Source organism: Dyella solisilvae, from assembly GCF_003351225.1.
Taxonomy (GTDB): Bacteria; Pseudomonadota; Gammaproteobacteria; order Xanthomonadales; family Rhodanobacteraceae; genus Dyella; species Dyella solisilvae.
The window spans coordinates 234,404-251,194 of record NZ_QQSY01000002.1; the positions used below are offsets into that span (position 1 = coordinate 234,404).

The 16,791-nt window shown below is 66.6% G+C and carries 13 protein-coding genes; 8 read left to right on the plus strand and 5 right to left on the minus strand.

All coding sequences use genetic code 11. The annotated features are described in order from the left end of the window. Positions 1-250: 250 nt before the first annotated feature. From rpe to DVT68_RS08410, 3 genes are all read right to left on the minus strand, one after another. Positions 251-925, minus strand: coding sequence for a ribulose-phosphate 3-epimerase (gene rpe / locus DVT68_RS08400; protein ID WP_114824633.1), 675 nt, complete (start codon positions 923-925; stop codon positions 251-253). Between the two features lie 98 nt (positions 926-1,023). Further along, positions 1,024-1,842, minus strand: a complete 819-nt coding sequence (gene djlA, locus DVT68_RS08405; protein WP_114824634.1) for a co-chaperone DjlA — start codon at positions 1,840-1,842, stop codon at positions 1,024-1,026. Then, complete coding sequence (locus tag DVT68_RS08410) at positions 1,839-2,102, minus strand: c-type cytochrome (protein ID WP_199536037.1); 264 nt, start codon at positions 2,100-2,102, stop codon at positions 1,839-1,841. Before DVT68_RS08410 ends, djlA begins: the two co-directional genes overlap by 4 nt. Before the next feature lie 295 nt (positions 2,103-2,397). Here DVT68_RS08410 and DVT68_RS08415 point away from each other — a divergent pair, with 295 nt between their 5' ends. The 3 genes from DVT68_RS08415 to DVT68_RS08425 all read left to right on the plus strand — a co-directional run bounded on the left by DVT68_RS08415 (position 2,398) and on the right by DVT68_RS08425 (position 4,345). Continuing rightward, on the plus strand, positions 2,398-3,294 hold the full coding sequence (locus DVT68_RS08415; protein ID WP_114824636.1) for a phosphoribosylaminoimidazolesuccinocarboxamide synthase: 897 nt from the start codon (positions 2,398-2,400) through the stop codon (positions 3,292-3,294). Between the two features lie 6 nt (positions 3,295-3,300). Further along, entirely contained in the window at positions 3,301-3,750 is a 450-nt protein-coding gene (locus DVT68_RS08420) for an Mpo1 family 2-hydroxy fatty acid dioxygenase (protein ID WP_114824637.1), read from the plus strand. A 187-nt stretch (positions 3,751-3,937) separates the two neighbouring features. Continuing rightward, positions 3,938-4,345, plus strand: coding sequence for a hypothetical protein (locus DVT68_RS08425; protein WP_114824638.1), 408 nt, complete (start codon positions 3,938-3,940; stop codon positions 4,343-4,345). Positions 4,346-4,367: 22 nt separating this feature from the next. On the opposite strand, the gene DVT68_RS08430 is transcribed toward DVT68_RS08425, so the two are convergent. Both DVT68_RS08430 and DVT68_RS08435 read right to left on the minus strand, forming a co-directional pair. Then, complete coding sequence (locus DVT68_RS08430) at positions 4,368-6,557, minus strand: beta-agarase (RefSeq protein WP_114825304.1); 2,190 nt, start codon at positions 6,555-6,557, stop codon at positions 4,368-4,370. An 88-nt stretch (positions 6,558-6,645) separates the two neighbouring features. Next, positions 6,646-7,977: an APC family permease gene (locus DVT68_RS08435; RefSeq protein ID WP_114824639.1), complete on the minus strand. Its 1,332-nt coding sequence runs from the start codon at positions 7,975-7,977 to the stop codon at positions 6,646-6,648. A 230-nt stretch (positions 7,978-8,207) separates the two neighbouring features. Here DVT68_RS08435 and DVT68_RS08440 point away from each other — a divergent pair, with 230 nt between their 5' ends. From DVT68_RS08440 to DVT68_RS08460, 5 genes are all read left to right on the plus strand, one after another. Beyond that, positions 8,208-9,533: a peptidase MATCAP family protein gene (locus DVT68_RS08440; RefSeq protein WP_114824640.1), complete on the plus strand. Its 1,326-nt coding sequence runs from the start codon at positions 8,208-8,210 to the stop codon at positions 9,531-9,533. A gap of 158 nt (positions 9,534-9,691) precedes the next feature. Continuing rightward, positions 9,692-10,795: a DNA polymerase IV gene (gene dinB, locus DVT68_RS08445; RefSeq protein ID WP_114824641.1), complete on the plus strand. Its 1,104-nt coding sequence runs from the start codon at positions 9,692-9,694 to the stop codon at positions 10,793-10,795. A gap of 172 nt (positions 10,796-10,967) precedes the next feature. Next, positions 10,968-13,868, plus strand: coding sequence for a TonB-dependent receptor domain-containing protein (locus DVT68_RS08450; protein WP_114824642.1), 2,901 nt, complete (start codon positions 10,968-10,970; stop codon positions 13,866-13,868). Between the two features lie 273 nt (positions 13,869-14,141). Beyond that, positions 14,142-16,016 (plus strand): tetratricopeptide repeat-containing sulfotransferase family protein, encoded by a 1,875-nt coding sequence (locus tag DVT68_RS08455; RefSeq protein ID WP_114824643.1) that lies wholly within the window; start codon positions 14,142-14,144, stop codon positions 16,014-16,016. Positions 16,017-16,115: 99 nt separating this feature from the next. After that, positions 16,116-16,784 carry a hypothetical protein gene (locus DVT68_RS08460; protein ID WP_114824644.1) on the plus strand — a complete coding sequence of 223 codons (669 nt, stop codon included), beginning with the start codon at positions 16,116-16,118 and terminating at the stop codon, positions 16,782-16,784. Positions 16,785-16,791: the final 7 nt, after the last annotated feature.

Below are 16,791 nucleotides of genomic sequence, written 5' to 3' on the forward strand. Positions count from 1 at the left end.
CCAAGTCTTTCGCCGCATCCTCTGGCACGTTCCTCCCCGCTACGGCGGGGATTTTTTTGGCTGAACCGATCGCCTGACATTCGCAGGAATTGGGAACCAAATCGGCCAGCGCCTGTCCTACCTGCTGACGGCGTGGATTCTTGCCGTGGATCCGTCGCCGTCATGTGGTCTCCTCACACGTCGTTCCGACGAAACTTGTCCCGGCGCAGGCTGCGCCGGGATTTTCTTTTGTGGGGCCCGCAGGGCCCGCTCAGGCCGACGCCAGGTTCTGGCGCATCGCCTCGATCACCGTGCGGTAGTCGGGCGCATTGAAGATGGCCGAGCCGGCCACGAACGTATCTGCGCCCGCCGCTGCGATCTCGCCGATGTTGGCCGCGGTGACGCCGCCGTCGATCTCCAGCCGGATGGCCCGGCCGCTCTCGTCGATGCGACGACGCACCTCGCGCAGCTTGTCCAGCGCGCCGGGGATGAACTTCTGCCCGCCGAAGCCCGGGTTCACCGACATCAGCAGGATCAGGTCGAGCTTGTCCATCACGTAGTCCAGCCAGCTCAGCGGCGTGGCCGGATTGAACACCAGTCCCGCCTGGCAGCCCGAATCCTTGATCAGGCCGATGGTGCGGTCGATGTGCTCGCTGGCCTCCGGATGGAAGCTGATCAGGCTGGCGCCGGCCTTGGCGAAGTCCGGCACGATGCGATCCACCGGCTTGACCATCAGGTGCACGTCGATCGGCGCGGTGATGCCATAGTCGCGCAGCGCCTTGAGCACCATCGGGCCCATGGTGAGGTTGGGCACGTAGTGGTTGTCCATCACGTCGAAGTGCACCCAGTCCGCGCCGGCGGCCAGCACCTTGGCGGTGTCCTCGCCCAGCCGGGCGAAGTCGGCGGAGAGGATGGACGGCGCGATGACGTTGGATTGCTTGCTCATGCTGACGGTTCCTGTCGAAGCGCACCCTGTGCGCGACCTGGAGTGACATGGCGGCCGATGTCGCGCACAGCGTGCGCTCCCAGCGGTCGACGCCAAGTTTATTTGAAGCCGCGCTCGGCCTTGATCCGCTCGTAGGCGGCGTTGATCTCGCTGGCGCGCGCCTCGGCCTGCTTGCGCATCGCCTCGGGCAGGTCGCCCAGGCGATCCGGGTGATGCTCGGAGATCAGCTTGCGGTAGGCGCGCTTGATGGCGCGATCATCGACGCTGCGCGAGATGCCCAGCACCGTGTACGGGTCGGGACCCTGCGTATTGCGCTGGGGCGGCACGTAGCCGCCGTTCCCATAACCGCCGCCGTAGTTGGTGTGGCCGCGCGTGTAACCGCCGGCGTTCCAGGCATAGCCCTTCATCGCCATCAGGGCCATCAGCTCCATGTCGCTCACGCGCAGCGCGAACGCCAGCTGGCGCAGGATGGCCATCTTCTCCGGCGGCGGGTTGCCCTCGGCCAGCACCGTCTCGATCACCACATCCAGCACCGGGAAGGCGTGGTCGCGGCGCAGGCCGACCCATCGGCGCAGCTCTTCAATGGCCAGGGTGACGTTGAACTCCGCCTGCTTGCCCTGGTTGAACGCGGTGATCGCCTGCCGGCGCTGCTCGTGCTCCAGGCCCATGCGCTGCATGACGCGCTCGGCCACGGCGATCTCGGCTTCGGACACGCGGCCGTCGGACTTGGCCACGGCGCCCAGCACGTTGAACAACGGGCTGATGTAGCCCCCCTGCTCAGGCGTGGCGCGACGACGCTGGCCCTGGCGCAGGCTGTCGATGATGAAGCCGGTGATGCCGCCGACCACGGCGCCTGGCAGGCCGTGGCCGAAGATCAGGCCGAACAGGGCGAGCCAGAGGGTCCAGGTGAAAGTCATGGGTTGCCTTGGGATGACGGCGTCTGCGCGCTGTACCAGCGTGCCAGTTCGTCGAGGTCGGCGTCACTGACCGGGCCGATCACCGTGCGCATCAAGGGCACGTTGCGGCGGCCATCGCGGTATTGGCGGAGGGCCTCGCGCAGGTAGTCGAGCTTCTGCCCGGCCAGGTTGGGCGCGGCGGGAATCTGCGCCATGCCGGTTTCACCGTGGCAGGCGGCGCACAACCCCAGACGCGCCGGCTTGGCCGGAGCCGCCGCCATGGCAGGCACGCTCGCCAGCAGGCATGCGGCGATGACCAGCGGCGCAGCGGCGCGCCAACGGCGCGATCGCGGCACGGCTTGGATGCGGGGCGTTTGGACCATGCGCAGGGGCCCTGGCTCAAAAAGCGCCGATTCTAGCAGCCAGCGAGCCGCCCGCCGGGCCATGGCGGAACGTCGCGATACGTCCCGCACAGGCGGCACCCGCTACAATTGACCGCTTCGCAGGCCCCGCGCGGGCCTGCTCATCGTTTATCCGTCCTGGCGCGCCAGGCGGCCCAGCCTGGAGCGAACCGACGTGCCCACCACCCTGCTGCAATCGAACCTGCCCGGCCTCGAGCTGATCCATCGCGGCAAGGTGCGCGACGTCTATGCCCTGCCGGAAAACCGCCTGCTGATCGTGGCCAGCGACCGCCTGTCCGCGTTCGACGTGGTGCTGCCCGATCCGATCCCGGGCAAGGGCGAGATGCTCACGCAGATCTCCAACTTCTGGTTCGGCAAGACCGCGCACCTGGTGCCCAACCACCTGCTCGACGTGCCGCTGGCCGACGTGCTGCCCGCCGGTACCGACCTCAAGCTGTATGAGAAGCGCGCCGTGGTGACGCGCCGCCTGAAGCCGGTGCCGGTGGAGGCGATCGCGCGCGGCTACATCATCGGTTCGGGCTGGAAGGACTACCAGGCCACCGGCTCGCTGTGCGGCATCAAGCTGCCAGCCGGTCTGAAGCAGGCGCAGCAGTTGCCCGAGCCGATCTTCACCCCGTCCACCAAGGCCGCCGTGGGCGACCACGACGAGAACGTGAGCTTCGACGCTGTGGTGGCCGCCGTCGGCCCCGAGCTCGCCGAGCAGGTGCGCGAAGCCACGCTGTCGATCTACAAGTGGGCGGCGGCGTATGCGGCTGAGCGCGGCATCATCATTGCCGACACCAAGTTCGAGTTCGGCACGGACGAGCACGGCAAGCTGTACGTGATGGACGAGATGCTCACGCCCGACTCCTCGCGCTTCTGGCCGGCCGACTTGTACCAGGTCGGCATCAGCCCGCCGAGCTACGACAAGCAGTTCGTGCGCGACTACCTGGAAACACTGGACTGGAACAAGAAGGCGCCGGGCCCGAACGTGCCCGCCGACGTGATCGCCGCCACTTCGGCGAAGTACGCCGAAGCGCTGCACCGCCTCGCCGACATCACGCTGGACTAAGCCCAGATGCGCCAATGGCTCGACAGCTACAGCAACGATCACCAGCACCCGGTCAACCGCCTGCTGCACTGGATCTGCGTGCCGCTCATCGTGTGGTGCGTGATCGCGCTGATGTGGACCATCCCGGTGCCGCCGATGATCGGCCGCCCGGGCTTCTGGGCCGTGGCGGCGCTGGTGCTGGCCTTCATGTGGTACTGGAAGCAGTCGCGCCGGCTCGGCGCGGCGCTGTTGGTGGCGCTGGCGCTGTTGTGCGTGCTGACTGAATTCGCCTATCGCGAACTCGGCCCGCACACGCTGGCGCTGACGGCGGTCGGTGTGTTCGTGGTCGCGTGGATCGGCCAGTTCATCGGCCACGCGTTCGAGGGACGCCGCCCCAGCTTCCTCACCGACCTCGCCTACCTGCTGGTCGGCCCCGCATGGCTGATGGACAAGCTGCTGCGGCGCGTCGGCATCTGATTCGCCACACATTGGCTCGTCATTCCAGCGGACGCTGGAGGCGCTCTATCAACAGCCGAAGGCTGGTCATCCAGTGTCTTTGCGACGCTACAGAAAGGCACTGGATGACCAGCCTTCGGCTGTTGTGAAGCACCTCCTGCTTTCGCCGGAATGACGGTGTGAAGCGTGACCCCATCATGGAATCCGCATGACCACCCTGCTTACCCTGATCAGCACCCTGCTCTGGTGGGTGCTCTACAGCAGCATCGGCGCACTGTTCTTCGCCATCATCGCGTGGGGGGTGCTGCGCTGGAGCGAGCGCTGCACGGTGGTGTTCAACCGCACTTACCTCGCCTGCCTGGTGTGGAACCTCATCGGCCTGCTGCTGATCGCCGGCGTGGCGGTGCACGAAGGACACACCCAGCCGCCCTATGTGGCCCTGCTTACGTCACCGTTGCTGCGCGGCGCGCTGGTGCTCGACATGCTGATCGGCGCATTCGTGCTGTGGCGGCTGATCCCTCGCACCGATGCACGGCGCATACGCCCCGCCAGCGCGTGCATGGCGGTCGCGGTGATCATGGCGGTGGCGTTCGGCGCGGCGACCAGTCTGGTCTGACGTCGCGCTCCTGCATGGATCGTCAGTAGCCGGTCTTGTGGTTCGCCTCGCGCACGGCCTGCACGAAGTGAGTGAACGGGTGGTCGGTGATCGCCACCAGGCCGATGTGCGAATTCTCGCCATCCAGCAGGCGGCCGGTGACCGGCTGGTCCACATACTGGAACCAGTGGGCGCCCACGATGACCGGATTGGCCACGGCTGCGGCGATGTAATGCGCATAGGCTTCGCCGCGCTGCTCCTCGGTCCATACCGGCACCAGGCCCTTGCCGAACGGACCGCGATCGTTGGAGCCGAAGTGGAACTCGGTGATCAGCGCCGGCTTGTCGAGCTTGGCGAAGGCCGCGAGGTCAAAGGCATGTTCGGGCACGTCGGCGTAGGCATTGAAGCTCACCACGTCGCAGTACTGCGCGCAGGAGGCCACCGCCTCCGGCGTGTGCACGGCGAAGCGGCCGCCGAGGAACAGATGGTGGGGGTCGTGCTTGTGGATGGCCTGCGCCACCGTGCGGAAATACTGGTCGGCATAGGCGCGTAGCCATGCGCTGTAGTCGTCTGCGATGGCCGGGTGCGCCTCGTCGGGATTGGGCGCGGCGAAGTTGGTGGCGTTGAGCGCGTCCCAGTTCTCCAACGTGATGCCCCAGGCCGCCGCCAGCTTCGCCGGCGTGCCGTACTTCTTCTGCAGCTGGGCGATGAACGCCTGCTTGGCCGGGCTGCGCGCCTCGCCGCGCAAGGCGCCCTGGGCCAGACCCCAGCGCCCCTGCGGTCCCTGCCCCGCCCAGGCCAGCTCGTTGTCGGCGAAGTAGCCGAGCAGCCAGGGATCGTCGCGCACTTCGCGGGCCGCCTGCGCAGCGGCGGCGTCGGCGGCCTGCGCGAAGCGCGGGTCGAACGGATCAGGCATGCGCCCCCAGTAGTCGTAACCGCTGGAGACATTGCCGAACACACCGGCGATGTTGACCGATCGCGTGTAGGCGAGGTGGTGGGTCTGGGTCAGCGCGTCGTCGCTCCAGTTGCCCAGCGTGTTGAAGCCCCAGTGCTGCAGGCGCTCCGCCGTGCGCTGGCGCCAGGCCAGACGCCAGTGGTGGCCATCCGCTAGGAACAGGTTTGCCGAGTAGTAGTCGAACCAGCGGCCCTGGCGGAAGGCCAGGCCGGACGAGGCCTGCTGTTCGCCCGCCGGCTTGGGTTCGCTGCCGTAGAAGGGCTTCCAACGGCCGCTGTCCGGCGGCAGGTCCTTGAACATGAATTCGCGGCCCTGGATGAAGGTGCGGCCGCCGTCGTCGTCGACCACGTTCACGCCCAGCGAGAAGAACGCATGCCCCTCCGGCGTGACCAGCTGCCAGCGGCCATCGCGGCGCTCGGTGCGGAACCAGCCGGTGGCCTTGAACGCGGCCAGGTCGGTGCGCCCGCCGTAACGGTCGAAGCCCTTGCGCACGACCGGCGCCGGCGCCGGTTCCTTGGCCTGGAATTTCTGTCGATGCCCGCGCAAGGCGTCATCCGAATCGATTTTGCCCGGCCACTGCCCGCGCGTGTACTGCCCCCATGCGTCGACGATGCCGGTGTAGGCGTCGCGCAGGTCGTGGTTGCCTTCCGAGGTGTCGAGCTTGCCGAACAGCACAGTCTGCGGCGCTGTCGGCGCCGGAATGCCAATGCGCACGGACTTCACATGGGCGAGGTCCAGCGATCCTTCCACCGTGGTGGCGACGAACACGCGCTTGCCGCCGGCCACGTAGGGCATCGGCGGGCCGACCTGCATGCCCATGTCGCGCGGCGAGGTGGCGTGCAGCGGAATCACCAGCGTCTGCGGCGGACCGGCGGGCACACCCACGGTCGCATGCAGGTGCTGGCCTGCGGTCACGCCGTCGATGTCCACCGTGAGCGTCACCGCCCACGGCATCGCGTTCTGCATGTCCACGTGCAGCGAGCCTTCCTTGGACCAGTCCCATTCGCCCTGGGTCAGCGACACCACCAGTTGCGGCGTCGGCGCAGGCTGGAACGTGTAGCGCTGCAATGACATGCCGGCCACTGTGACCGGCGCGCCATCGCGCTGCACCTGCTCGAGTGCGGTCTGCGTGCTGGGCGCCTTGGTGACGGCGCCGTTGGTCGCCGGCGTGGTGGCCGGAGCCGTGCGACTGAGGTCCGCCCGGTCGGTGTCGCTGGCCTTGTGGCACCCGGCGAGGGCCAGCAGGCAACACATGGCAGGGGGAACGATCCGTCTCATCAGCATCCCAGGGCGAGGAACTGGCGGCAGTATGCCTGTCCCGACTGAAGGTTGCCTTGCTGCAGGCGCGTGAGGCGGCCCCGCAAAATCATGCCGCCCTCTGCTGCCAGGCGCGCCACGCGTAGTACACCGGCACGCCGACGGCGATCAGCAGCAGGCTCATGCCGGCGTCGCCGGGCGAATGGATCGAGGTGACGATGATCACCGCCAGTACGGTGCCCACGAACAGCAGCGGCATCAGCGGATAAAGGGGAACCCGGTACGGCGAGGGCTCGTTGCGGAAACGGCGTCGATACCAGAACAGCGTCGCGATGCCGAAGGCGTGGGACAACCACTCACCGACGGTGGTGTAGTCCACCAATTGGCCGAAGCTGCCGGAGATCACCAGCACGATGGCCCAGCCGCCCAGCAGCGCCAGCGCCACCCGTGGCGCGTGCGACCGCGGGTGGATGCGCCCGACTGCGTTGAACAACATGCCGTCCGCGCCCATGGTCTGCAGCACGCGTGCGCCGCCGGCGATGGCGATGCTGCAATAGCCGAAGGTGGAGCAGGCGATGCCTACCGCGATCAGCGTGGCGCCACGCTCGCCGAACAACCGGCGCATCAGGTCCGCGGCAGGCGCCTGGCTGGCGGCCAGCCCCGCGTGGCCGAGACCGGCCAGATAGGCGAAGTTGACCAGCACGTAGCACACCACCACGCCGCCCAGTCCCAGGCCGAGCGCGCGTGGCAGGGTCCGCTGCGGATCGCGCACCTCGCCCGCCAGGTCGTTGAGGTAGTGGAAGCCGCCATAGGTGAACAACACCGGCAGCAGCGCGCCGAGGACGGCCGCCGGCGGCAACGGATGCGCCGTGTCAGTGGCCAGCACGTTGCCGAACTGTCCGTGCGCCAGCACCACGCCCACCACCACCACCAGCGCAATCGCCGACAGCTTCAGCAGGGTGAACACATTGAGCATGCGCGAACCGGCGCGGATGCCGAAGAAGTTCACTCCCACAATGAAGGCGATGGCGCCGGCGCCCACCGGCTTCACCCAAAGGGCGGGACTCAACCCGATCGCCGCGCAGAAATAGTCGGCGAAGGTCGTGGCCACCGCGGCCACGCTGCCCGGGTAGTTGATCAGCGCCATGGTCCAGCCGAACAGGAAGGCCGGCAGCTGCCCGAACGCCTCGCGCAGGTAGATGTACACACCGCCCGCCTGCGGCCGCCGCGCGCCCAGCTCGGCGTAACAGAGCACGCCGGTCAGCGTGAGCAGGCCGCCGATGGCCCACAACGTCAGCAGCTGCGCGCCGGAAGAGGTGCGCTCGGCCACGGTGGAGGCGCTGCGGAAGATGCCGGCGCCGATGACGCCGCCGATCACGATGGCGGCAGCGTCCCAGATGCCCAGGCGGCGCAGGTAGGCGGGAGATGTCTCGGCAGTCATGGTGCGCAACAGCGTCCTTTGGGAAGCCCAGGGGTACGAAGGCCGGACGATAGCGCGAGAACGGCGTCCACTTCGACATGCGACTGCAACAATCGGACCGCGCTCACTTTTTCCGCTGGACTCAGTAGTTCTTCGCTAGCGCGTCACAGCCTGCCGGCGCACAGTGCCGGTCTCCCCCGCCGCTGCATGCCGGCCACGCATCGGGCCGGCGCCCTTCCCAAGGAGGCGTCATGAGTACCGTCGCAAGCGATATCCGGCCCGAGGACGACAAGATCCTCGGCCCCCTGCTCGAGCACGATCGCGCGCTGGTCTCCATCGGCAAGAAGATCCGCGTGCTGAAGGCCATCGACTGGCCGGTGGAGATGGAAGCCACCTTCCTGGCCTCCTGGGAGCGCGGCAACCCCGTGCTGCCGCAACCGCAGCCGCGCCAGCAGGACCTGAGCAAGGAAATCCACGCGCTCAAGGCCCTGATGGCCAGGATCGATCGTGGCCACCCCATCGGCAACTGGCTGTTCAAGACCGCATGGAGCTACCTCACCGCGGCGCAGATGCTCGTGGGCATCGGCACCGAACAGTTCACGCGCTGCTCCGTCGCGCTGTATGGGCGCCCGGACACGGTCTACCGCAGCCAGCAATCCAATGCGGTGGATGCGGCCCGGGACCTGCTCGCCATCAGCGACGACCTGGTGGGCCGCGAAGCCCTGCCTCCGATCACGGCGGACATTCCCGCCGAGGAATTCGCCCGACGGCTGCGCGAGCGGCTGGGCCCGTTCTTCGACAAGGACAAGGTCGACGTCGTGCTCGACCCCGACCTGCCCTCCAAGGCCACCGCAGGAAGCAAGAGTGTGAACCTTCGCTCGACGGCGCTGTTCACTTCACTGGACCTCGACCAGCTGACCGAGCACGAAGCCTTCGTACATACGGCCACCTCGCTCAACGGCAAGCACCAGCCCTATTTCAAATCGCTCGGCCTGGGCGCGCCGCGCACCACCCGCACCCAGGAGGGCCTGGCGACCTTCTCCGAGATCATCACCGGCTCCATCGACCTCAACCGCCTGCGCCGCATCGCGCTGCGCGTGGTGGCGGTGGCCAATGCGCTCAACGGCGCGGACTTCATCGAGGTGTTCCGTGGCTTCCTCGACGCCGGACAGACACCCAAGGAGAGTTACCAGAGCGCGGCGCGCATCTTCCGCGGCGGCGACCCGCGCGGTCGCATCTGCTTCACCAAGGATGGCGCCTACCTGGAAGGCGTGATGATCGTCTACATCTTCATCCGCAAGGTACTGCAGGAGCATCGCGCCGAGATGCTGCCCATGCTGTTCGCGGGGCGCGTGACCACTTCCGACGTGATTACCCTGTCGCCCTTCCTGCAGGATGGGCTGATCTCGCGCGCAGTCTATGTGCCACCGTGGGCGCGCAACCCGCAGCGCATCCTGTCGCTGATGGCGTTCTTTACCGCCGCCCAGCGCTTCCGACTCGACACCCTGACCCTCGACCGGTTCGTGGCCTACGAGGACGAACTGGTCGACGAGACGCTGCAGGCGGATTGGCGCTAGCGCACACGACACGGCCTCAGAGGGCGCCCCGTGCGCGAGAGCGGCGGCCCGGTCACGCAAGGTGATCGGGCAGCGGCAGGCCGCGCACGGGGCGCTCTCCTATATATGAGGCGGGGATTCGTGGTTGACTGTGCGCAGCCGCCCCCTCTCCCTTCACCGTGCCCAGCCCCGCCCGCAAAATCATCCACGTCGACATGGATGCGTTCTACGCCTCGGTGGAGCAGCGGGACGATCCGTCCCTGCGCGGCAAGCCGGTCGTGGTGGCCTGGCGCGGGGCGCGTTCGGTGGTGTGCGCGGCGAGCTATGAGGCACGCAAGTTCGGGGTGCGCTCGGCCATGCCCGCGGTGCGGGCGGAGCGGCTATGCCCACAGGCGATCTTCGTGCCGCCCGACTTCAGCCGCTACAAGGCGGTCTCGCGCCAGGTGCGGGAAATCTTCGCGCGCCATACCGACCTGATCGAGCCTTTGTCGCTCGATGAGGCCTATCTCGACGTCACCCTGGGCCGCAACGGCCTGCCTTCCGCCACCGCGACCGCCGAGGCGATCCGCGCCGCCATCCGCGAGGAGACCCGGCTGACCGCCTCGGCCGGCGTGGCGCCCAACAAGTTCCTCGCCAAGATCGCCTCGGACTGGCGCAAGCCGGACGGCCTGTTCGTGATACGCCCGCACCAGGTGCTGGCCTTCCTGGAGCCGTTGGCGGTGGGCCGGCTGCCTGGCGTGGGCAAGGTGATGGAAGCCCGGCTCGCCGAGCTGGGCATCGCTACGGTGGGCGACTTGCGCAGGCTGGCGGTGCAGGAACTGGAACAGCGCTTCGGGCGCTGGGGGCGTCGCCTGCACGAGTTGGCGCTGGGCATCGACGAGCATCCCGTGCAGCCCGATCGGCCTACCCTGCAGGTGTCGGCCGAAGATACTTTCGAACACGACCTGGCCTTGCACGAACTTGCGCCGCACATCCAGCGCCTCGCCGAAAAAACCTGGGCAGCGCATCAGCGCGAGGCGAGCGGTCCGCACGCCCGCGTGGCGCGCACGGTGGTTCTGAAGCTCAAGACTTCGGACTTCCAGACGCTGACGCGCAGCCTCACGCCGCCGTCACGTCCTGGATCCGCCAGCGAGCTGGCCGAGATTGCCTGCGCCTTACGCGAACGTGTCGGACGGCCCGCGGATGAGCGCTATCGCCTTGTGGGCGTTGGGCTGTCGGGCTTCGTCGACGCCGACGGCTTCATGGCCCAGGACGACCTGTTCGCTGGTAGTGCTTTCAACTGAAACCAATTTGCCTGTTTAACCCAAACGAAAGTTTCGTTAAAAACCTCTTTACTCGCCCCCCGATTCCTGAAAGAGTTGGGCGAGGGGGGAGCCATCGGCAACGACAAATCTATAGCCGTCTAGGCGCCTATAGCGGGTTTCCTTTGCTTAAAAAAACTTTCGGGGAGACAGCATGCAGTCCAACTACAATCGCCTATCAATAGCGGTACGCCTCGCACTTTCTGTCGGTATCGCTTCATCCGCAGCGGTAGTGCAGGCACAGGACGCAAACGGTAAGGATGCCTCGAGCGCACAGACGCAGGGCCCGCAGGCCCAGAGCGGCGCCGAGCAAGCCAACAAGAGCAACGCCAAGACCCTGACCGCCGTGTCGGTCACCGGTTCGCTCATTCGCCGTGTGGACGCCGAGACGGCCAACCCGGTCGTCACCCTCGATCGCACCGCGATCCAGAACAACGGCAGCCCGACCTTCGGCAACCTGCTGCAGTCGCTGCCGGCCGTGGCCGGCAACGCCACCAACACCCAGAACAACAGCAACGGCGGCGGCGTCGCCAGCCCGACGCTGGAAGGGGGCGACGGCGCTGCCCGCGTGTCGCTGCGCGGCCTCGGCACCGAGCGCACCCTGGTGCTGGTCGATGGCCAGCGCCTCGCCAACCCCGACCTCAACATGATTCCGCAGAACATGATTGAGCGCGTCGACGTGCTGCCGCAGGGCGCCTCCACCGTGTACGGCTCCGACGCCATCGGCGGCGTGGTCAACTTCATCCTTCGCAAGGACTACACGGGCGCAGAACTGAGCGTCAACAACGGCATCTCCAGCCATGGTGACGGCCAGCGCCACGGCGCGCAGTTCACCGTGGGCGCCAGCGGCGAGCAGGGCAACATCGTTGGCGGCGTCGACTACAACAAGCAGGATCCGGTGGTCGCCACCCGTCGTGGCTTCTCGGCCCACCAGCTGTATCTGTACAGCTCGGGCGTGCAGGTGTCCGGCTCGCACAGCATCCCGACCGGCCGCATGCAGCTGCCGCCGGGCTCGACCGCCAATGCGGCGTTCCCGAACTGCCTCGACAGCAGCGGTGTCGCCAACGTCACCCTGGCCAGCGGCAGTGGCAGCAGCCTCGGTGATTACCGTTGCTTCAACGGCGCCAGCGACGTCTACAACTACAACGCCTACAACTACATCCAGACCCAGAGCGAGCGCACCAATGTGTTCGTGCTGGGCAACTACAAGTTCAGCGACTACGTCACCTTCTTCACCGACGCGTTCTACAACCGCACCAACTCGTCGGGCCAGGATGCTCCTGCGCCGACCAGCGTGAGCGACGGCTGGAGCGTGGCCGCCAACAATCCGATCAATCCGTTTGGCGTGACCTTTGCCGACCCGAATAGCGGCGGCAATTACATGAGCACCCGCCTGACCGGCCTGGGCACCCGTCTGCACACCTACACGACGGACAACCAGCAGATCAACTCGGGCCTGCGCGGCAACTTCGGCCAGGGCAGCACCTGGATCTGGGACGCGAGCTTCGACTACGGTCGCTCCAAGCGCATCCAGACCGACTACAACGAAGTCAACGTGCCGGCCTTCCAGGCGGCCATCGACGCTGGCGCCAACATCTTCGACCAGTCCAACCCCGCGGTGTCGGACCTGTTGAGGAAGGGCGTCGACGCTCCGCAGTACACCATGCTCAACACCATGCGTCAGTTCCAGGCCAACGCGTCGGGCGAGCTCTGGGATCTGCCGGCTGGCGCCATGCAGCTGTCCACCGGCGCGCTGTATCGCAAGAACTCGATGAACTACAACGTCACGAGCGATGCGATCCTGAATCCGGCGACGGGCACCTGTACGGTGCTGCAGGAAGCTTGCGGCTCGCCGGCCAGCGGCAGCATCAACGTCAGCGAAGTCTATGCCGAAACGCTGATTCCGGTGCTGTCCGAGCATCCGGGCGTGTACGCGCTGAACGTGGACCTGGGTCTGCGTACCTCGCACTACAGCACCACCGGCACCACCACCAACGGCAAGTTCGCCCTCGAGTACCGTCCGATCGCCGACCTGCTCGTTCGTGGCACGGTTTCGCAGGTGTTCCGCGCGCCGAACCTGGATGAGCTGTACGACGGCCGCACCATCTCCAACCCGACCATCGTCGACCCGTGCGTCAACCTGAGCGCGGCAGAACTGGCCGGTCATGGCAATGCGTGCCAGTACGTGGTGCCCAACACCAACCACAACCTCTCGGGGCAGATCACGGCGTACTACTCTGGCGCCGCGGCGGCAGGCGCCACGCTCAAGCCGGAGAAGGGCAAGTCGTACGACTTCGGCTTCGTCTATTCGCCGAGCTGGCTGGAAGGCGCATCGACCTCGGTCGACCTGTGGCGCATCACGCTGAGCAACATGCTCACGACGATCCAGGCCCAGACGGTGCTCAACGAGTGCTTCGCCAACGATAGCAGCCCGTACTGCGGGTTCATCAACCGCTACAACAGCGCCAGCTCGCTGGCCGGCGGCATCAACTACGTCAATACGCCAGTCGTCAACCTGGGCAACCTCAGCACCAGCGGCGTGGACTTCACAGCCAACTACGCGATCCCGCATTTCGATGTGGCTGGCGTCGACCCGGGTAACTTCAAGACCTCGCTGAGCACGTCGTACGTCAGCACGTTCAACAACGACGCTACGCCAGGCTCGCCGGGCGCGGAGACCATCAACTACGCCGGCAGCTACACCCAGCAGTTCGGCAACATCACCCGCTGGCGCGGCACCCTGCAGGTGAACTGGAACCTGGGCAACTGGAGCGCCCAGTGGCAGAGCCGCTACATCCACTCGGCAAAGAACCTGACCGCCTACGCCGATACGGGCGCCCCGGTGGTGACGCATATGGGCGCCGTGACCTACCACTCGATCCAGGGTGGCTACGAGTGGGCCAAGTACCACACCCGCTTCGACCTGGGCATCGACAACCTCAGCGACAAGGTGCCGCCGCTGGTCTACCAGAACGGCCTGAACTACAACGTGGATACGGCGACGTATGACACGATGGGCCGTTACTTCTGGGCCCGCGTGACCGTGAAGTTCTGATCGACCTGATGTAGCAAGCCAACGAAGGCCGCAGCGGTCACGCTGCGGCCTTCGCGCTATAAGAGCCTGTTCAATGTCTCCGCGTAGTCCGCGTTGGATCCCCAAAGCCCGCTGGGGGATCCAACCCTGCGGGCCGGGGCTGTTTGCCCACAGGCCGGCGTCATCACTCAGTCGTGTACGGACGTACACTCCTTCGTTCTTCCTTGGCCTGCGCGCAAACAGATCCCGGCGCGGGCCACGCAGAGACATTGAACAGGCTCTAAGATCATTTGAATGAGCGAGCACGCCCCGATCCCTTCCAGCGAGCTGGTCGCCAGCATCGTCACTGCCTTCAACCACGGCGACATGGCGCGCGTGCTGGCGCTGGGCGAACCGGTGGCCGAGCGGCCCGATACCGACGATCTCGTGCTGCTCCTGCTGGGGTTCGCACGTCAATCGGCTGGCCGTTTTGATGACTCCGCCAACCTGTTCCGCCGCCTGACCGAACATCAGCCGGCCATCCCCGAATACTGGAACAACCTCGGCATCGTCGCCCGCCAGGCGGGCGATCTGGCAACCGCCGAGCACGCTCTGGCCACGGCCGCCTCGCTCGCCCCAGGCCAGGCCGAGACGCTTTACAACCTTGGATTGCTCTACGCCCAGCAACAACGCTGGTTGCTGGCCCGCGAGACGCAGTTGCGCGCCGTGGAGCTGGCGCCCGCCTTCATCGAAGCGCGCCTGCAGGCCGCGCATGCCTGCCACTATTGCGGCGACCAGCGGGGCGCCGAAGTCACCCTCGAAGGCGCCGCCGACTGGCCGCCGCAACCGGCCGATCAGGCGCTCATCCTCGCCTCGATGCTGTCGAGCCAGGGTGATCAGGACGCGGCGTTCCGCGCACTGGAGCAGGCGGTCCTGCCGCGAGGGCCTGATCGCGAGATGCTCGAGCTGCGCATGGCGGCGCTACGCGCCTCGATGTACGAGCGCAACAACCAGCTCGAACCTGCGCAGGCGGAACTGTCGCACCTGCCCCTGTCCCTGCTCGACACGCTGCCGGCGGAGCAGCGCGAACTTCATCATTCCACCCTGCAGGTGCATGCAAGCATCGCGGCGCGGCTGGGCCAGCTCGACCAGGCAGCGGCCCACTACACGCGACTGCTCGATGCGGCCGGTGAATCCAATGTGCTGGCCAACGCAGCATTCGGCCTTGCCGCGACGAGGAACAAGCAGGGTCGCCGGGAGGAGACCTGGCAGGCGCTGCAGCAGGCCCACGCATGGCAGGTGGAGTTCGCCAAGGACTTCGTGCCCGAACTGTTGGCGGCGGGCAGCCAGCCGCTCGACATGGTGAACCATCGCGTAGGTCGGCTGGAATTCGACCGTTGGGCGCCGCTGAAGGCGCCATCCGCACAGCAAAGCCCGGTCTTTGTGGTGGGCTTCCCTCGCTCCGGCACTACGCTGCTGGAGCAGATGCTCGACGCGCATCCCGACTTCCGCTCCATGGACGAGCGCGCTTTCGTGTTTGAGCTGACCAAGCGCATGCAGCTGGCGGGACAGAGTTATCCTGCAGACCTCGCCACGCTGACCCAGGGCAACACCGCGCAGCTGCGCGACATCTACGCCGGCATGGTGCAGCGCGTGGCGCCGGATCTCGGCGAGCGCCGACTGATCGACAAGAATCCACTCAACATGCTCTGCCTGCCGATGATCGCGAGGCTCTATCCGGAGGCGCGCATCATCCTGTGCCTGCGCCATCCCTGCGACGTGTTATTGAGTTGCTTCATGCAGCCATTCCGCTCACCGCCCTTCATGGTGTTGTGCTCCTCGTTACAGCGACTGGCCGAAGGCTACGTGCAGGCCTTCGAGCAATGGTTCCATCACGTGGAGGTGTTCGCTCCGCGCGTACTGGAGTGGCGCTACGAATCAGTGGTGGACCGCTTCGACGATCACGTCGCGCGCCTGGGTCAGTTCCTGGACGTCGCCGACGCCGCGCCGATGACGCGCTTCGCCGAACACGCGCGCGCCAAGGGCTTCATCAGCACGCCCAGCTACGCTCAGGTCACCGAGGGCATCCACCGCAAGGCGGTCAACCGCTGGCACGCTTATCGCGAGCACTTCGAACCGGTGCTGCCGATCCTCAGGCCCATGCTGGAACGTCTCGGTTACGAGGCCTGAGGTCGCACCGGCGCCCAGAGCGCATGCGGGTACCGCCCCGGCAGGGAGCCGAATCGGCTACCCTGCGCCTTTGGCCGGGCAAAGCAGACAGGAGTCAGCATGCATATCGAAGTGCCAAAGCTGCGCGCGCACTCCTTCCGGGAGTTTGCCGTGCACTACCTCATGATCGTGCTCAGCATCCTGACCGCCCTGGGTCTGGAGCAGTGGATCGAGCGCGTCCATCACCGGCACGCCGCCGAATACGCGAGGGAGCAGATCGATTCGGAGCTCGGCGGCCTGCTGCGCGACATCCAGGCCTCCATTCAGACCGACGAGACAAAACTCGCGCCACTGATCGCCTTGGACAAGGCCATCAATGACGATATGGCCAAGGGCTTGCCGGATGCACAGATCAACCAGCACATCCGCCAGCTAAGCAGTGGCTTCAGGCTCAGCATCAACTGGCCTGCGTTCACCACGCAGGCCTGGGATGTGGCGGTCGCCAACCAGTCCGCCACCTGGATTGAGGTCGAGCGCCTGCATCGCTACACCGCCGCCTATGCCGCGGTGCGCGAAGCCGCCAGCTGGACCACGCACAATGCGACCGTCACGCTCGACGCGCCGCGCATGTTCGACATGCAGACGCGCATCCGGCTCGGGAAGGACGTCGATCCGGTGGAGTTCCTCAGCGTCTCGCAACAGATGATCGTCAGCTCGAAGCAGACGATTGCCTATCTGCAGGATGCGTCGACACCGATCAAGGCGGCGCTGGAGCTCAGCGGGGAATAAAAAAAAG

What these genes read in the sequence shown, in the direction of transcription:
- rpe (WP_114824633.1), bottom strand. Translation starts at nt 925, where the DNA reads ATGAGCAAGCAATCCAACGTCATCGCGCCGTCCATCCTCTCCGCCGAC.
- djlA (WP_114824634.1), bottom strand. Translation starts at nt 1,842, where the DNA reads ATGACTTTCACCTGGACCCTCTGGCTCGCCCTGTTCGGCCTGATCTTC.
- DVT68_RS08410 (WP_199536037.1), bottom strand. Translation starts at nt 2,102, where the DNA reads ATGGCGGCGGCTCCGGCCAAGCCGGCGCGTCTGGGGTTGTGCGCCGCC.
- DVT68_RS08420 (WP_114824637.1), top strand. Translation starts at nt 3,301, where the DNA reads ATGCGCCAATGGCTCGACAGCTACAGCAACGATCACCAGCACCCGGTC.
- DVT68_RS08425 (WP_114824638.1), top strand. Translation starts at nt 3,938, where the DNA reads ATGACCACCCTGCTTACCCTGATCAGCACCCTGCTCTGGTGGGTGCTC.
- DVT68_RS08430 (WP_114825304.1), bottom strand. Translation starts at nt 6,557, where the DNA reads ATGAGACGGATCGTTCCCCCTGCCATGTGTTGCCTGCTGGCCCTCGCC.
- DVT68_RS08435 (WP_114824639.1), bottom strand. Translation starts at nt 7,977, where the DNA reads ATGACTGCCGAGACATCTCCCGCCTACCTGCGCCGCCTGGGCATCTGG.
- DVT68_RS08440 (WP_114824640.1), top strand. Translation starts at nt 8,208, where the DNA reads ATGAGTACCGTCGCAAGCGATATCCGGCCCGAGGACGACAAGATCCTC.
- DVT68_RS08450 (WP_114824642.1), top strand. Translation starts at nt 10,968, where the DNA reads ATGCAGTCCAACTACAATCGCCTATCAATAGCGGTACGCCTCGCACTT.
- DVT68_RS08455 (WP_114824643.1), top strand. Translation starts at nt 14,142, where the DNA reads ATGAGCGAGCACGCCCCGATCCCTTCCAGCGAGCTGGTCGCCAGCATC.
- DVT68_RS08460 (WP_114824644.1), top strand. Translation starts at nt 16,116, where the DNA reads ATGCATATCGAAGTGCCAAAGCTGCGCGCGCACTCCTTCCGGGAGTTT.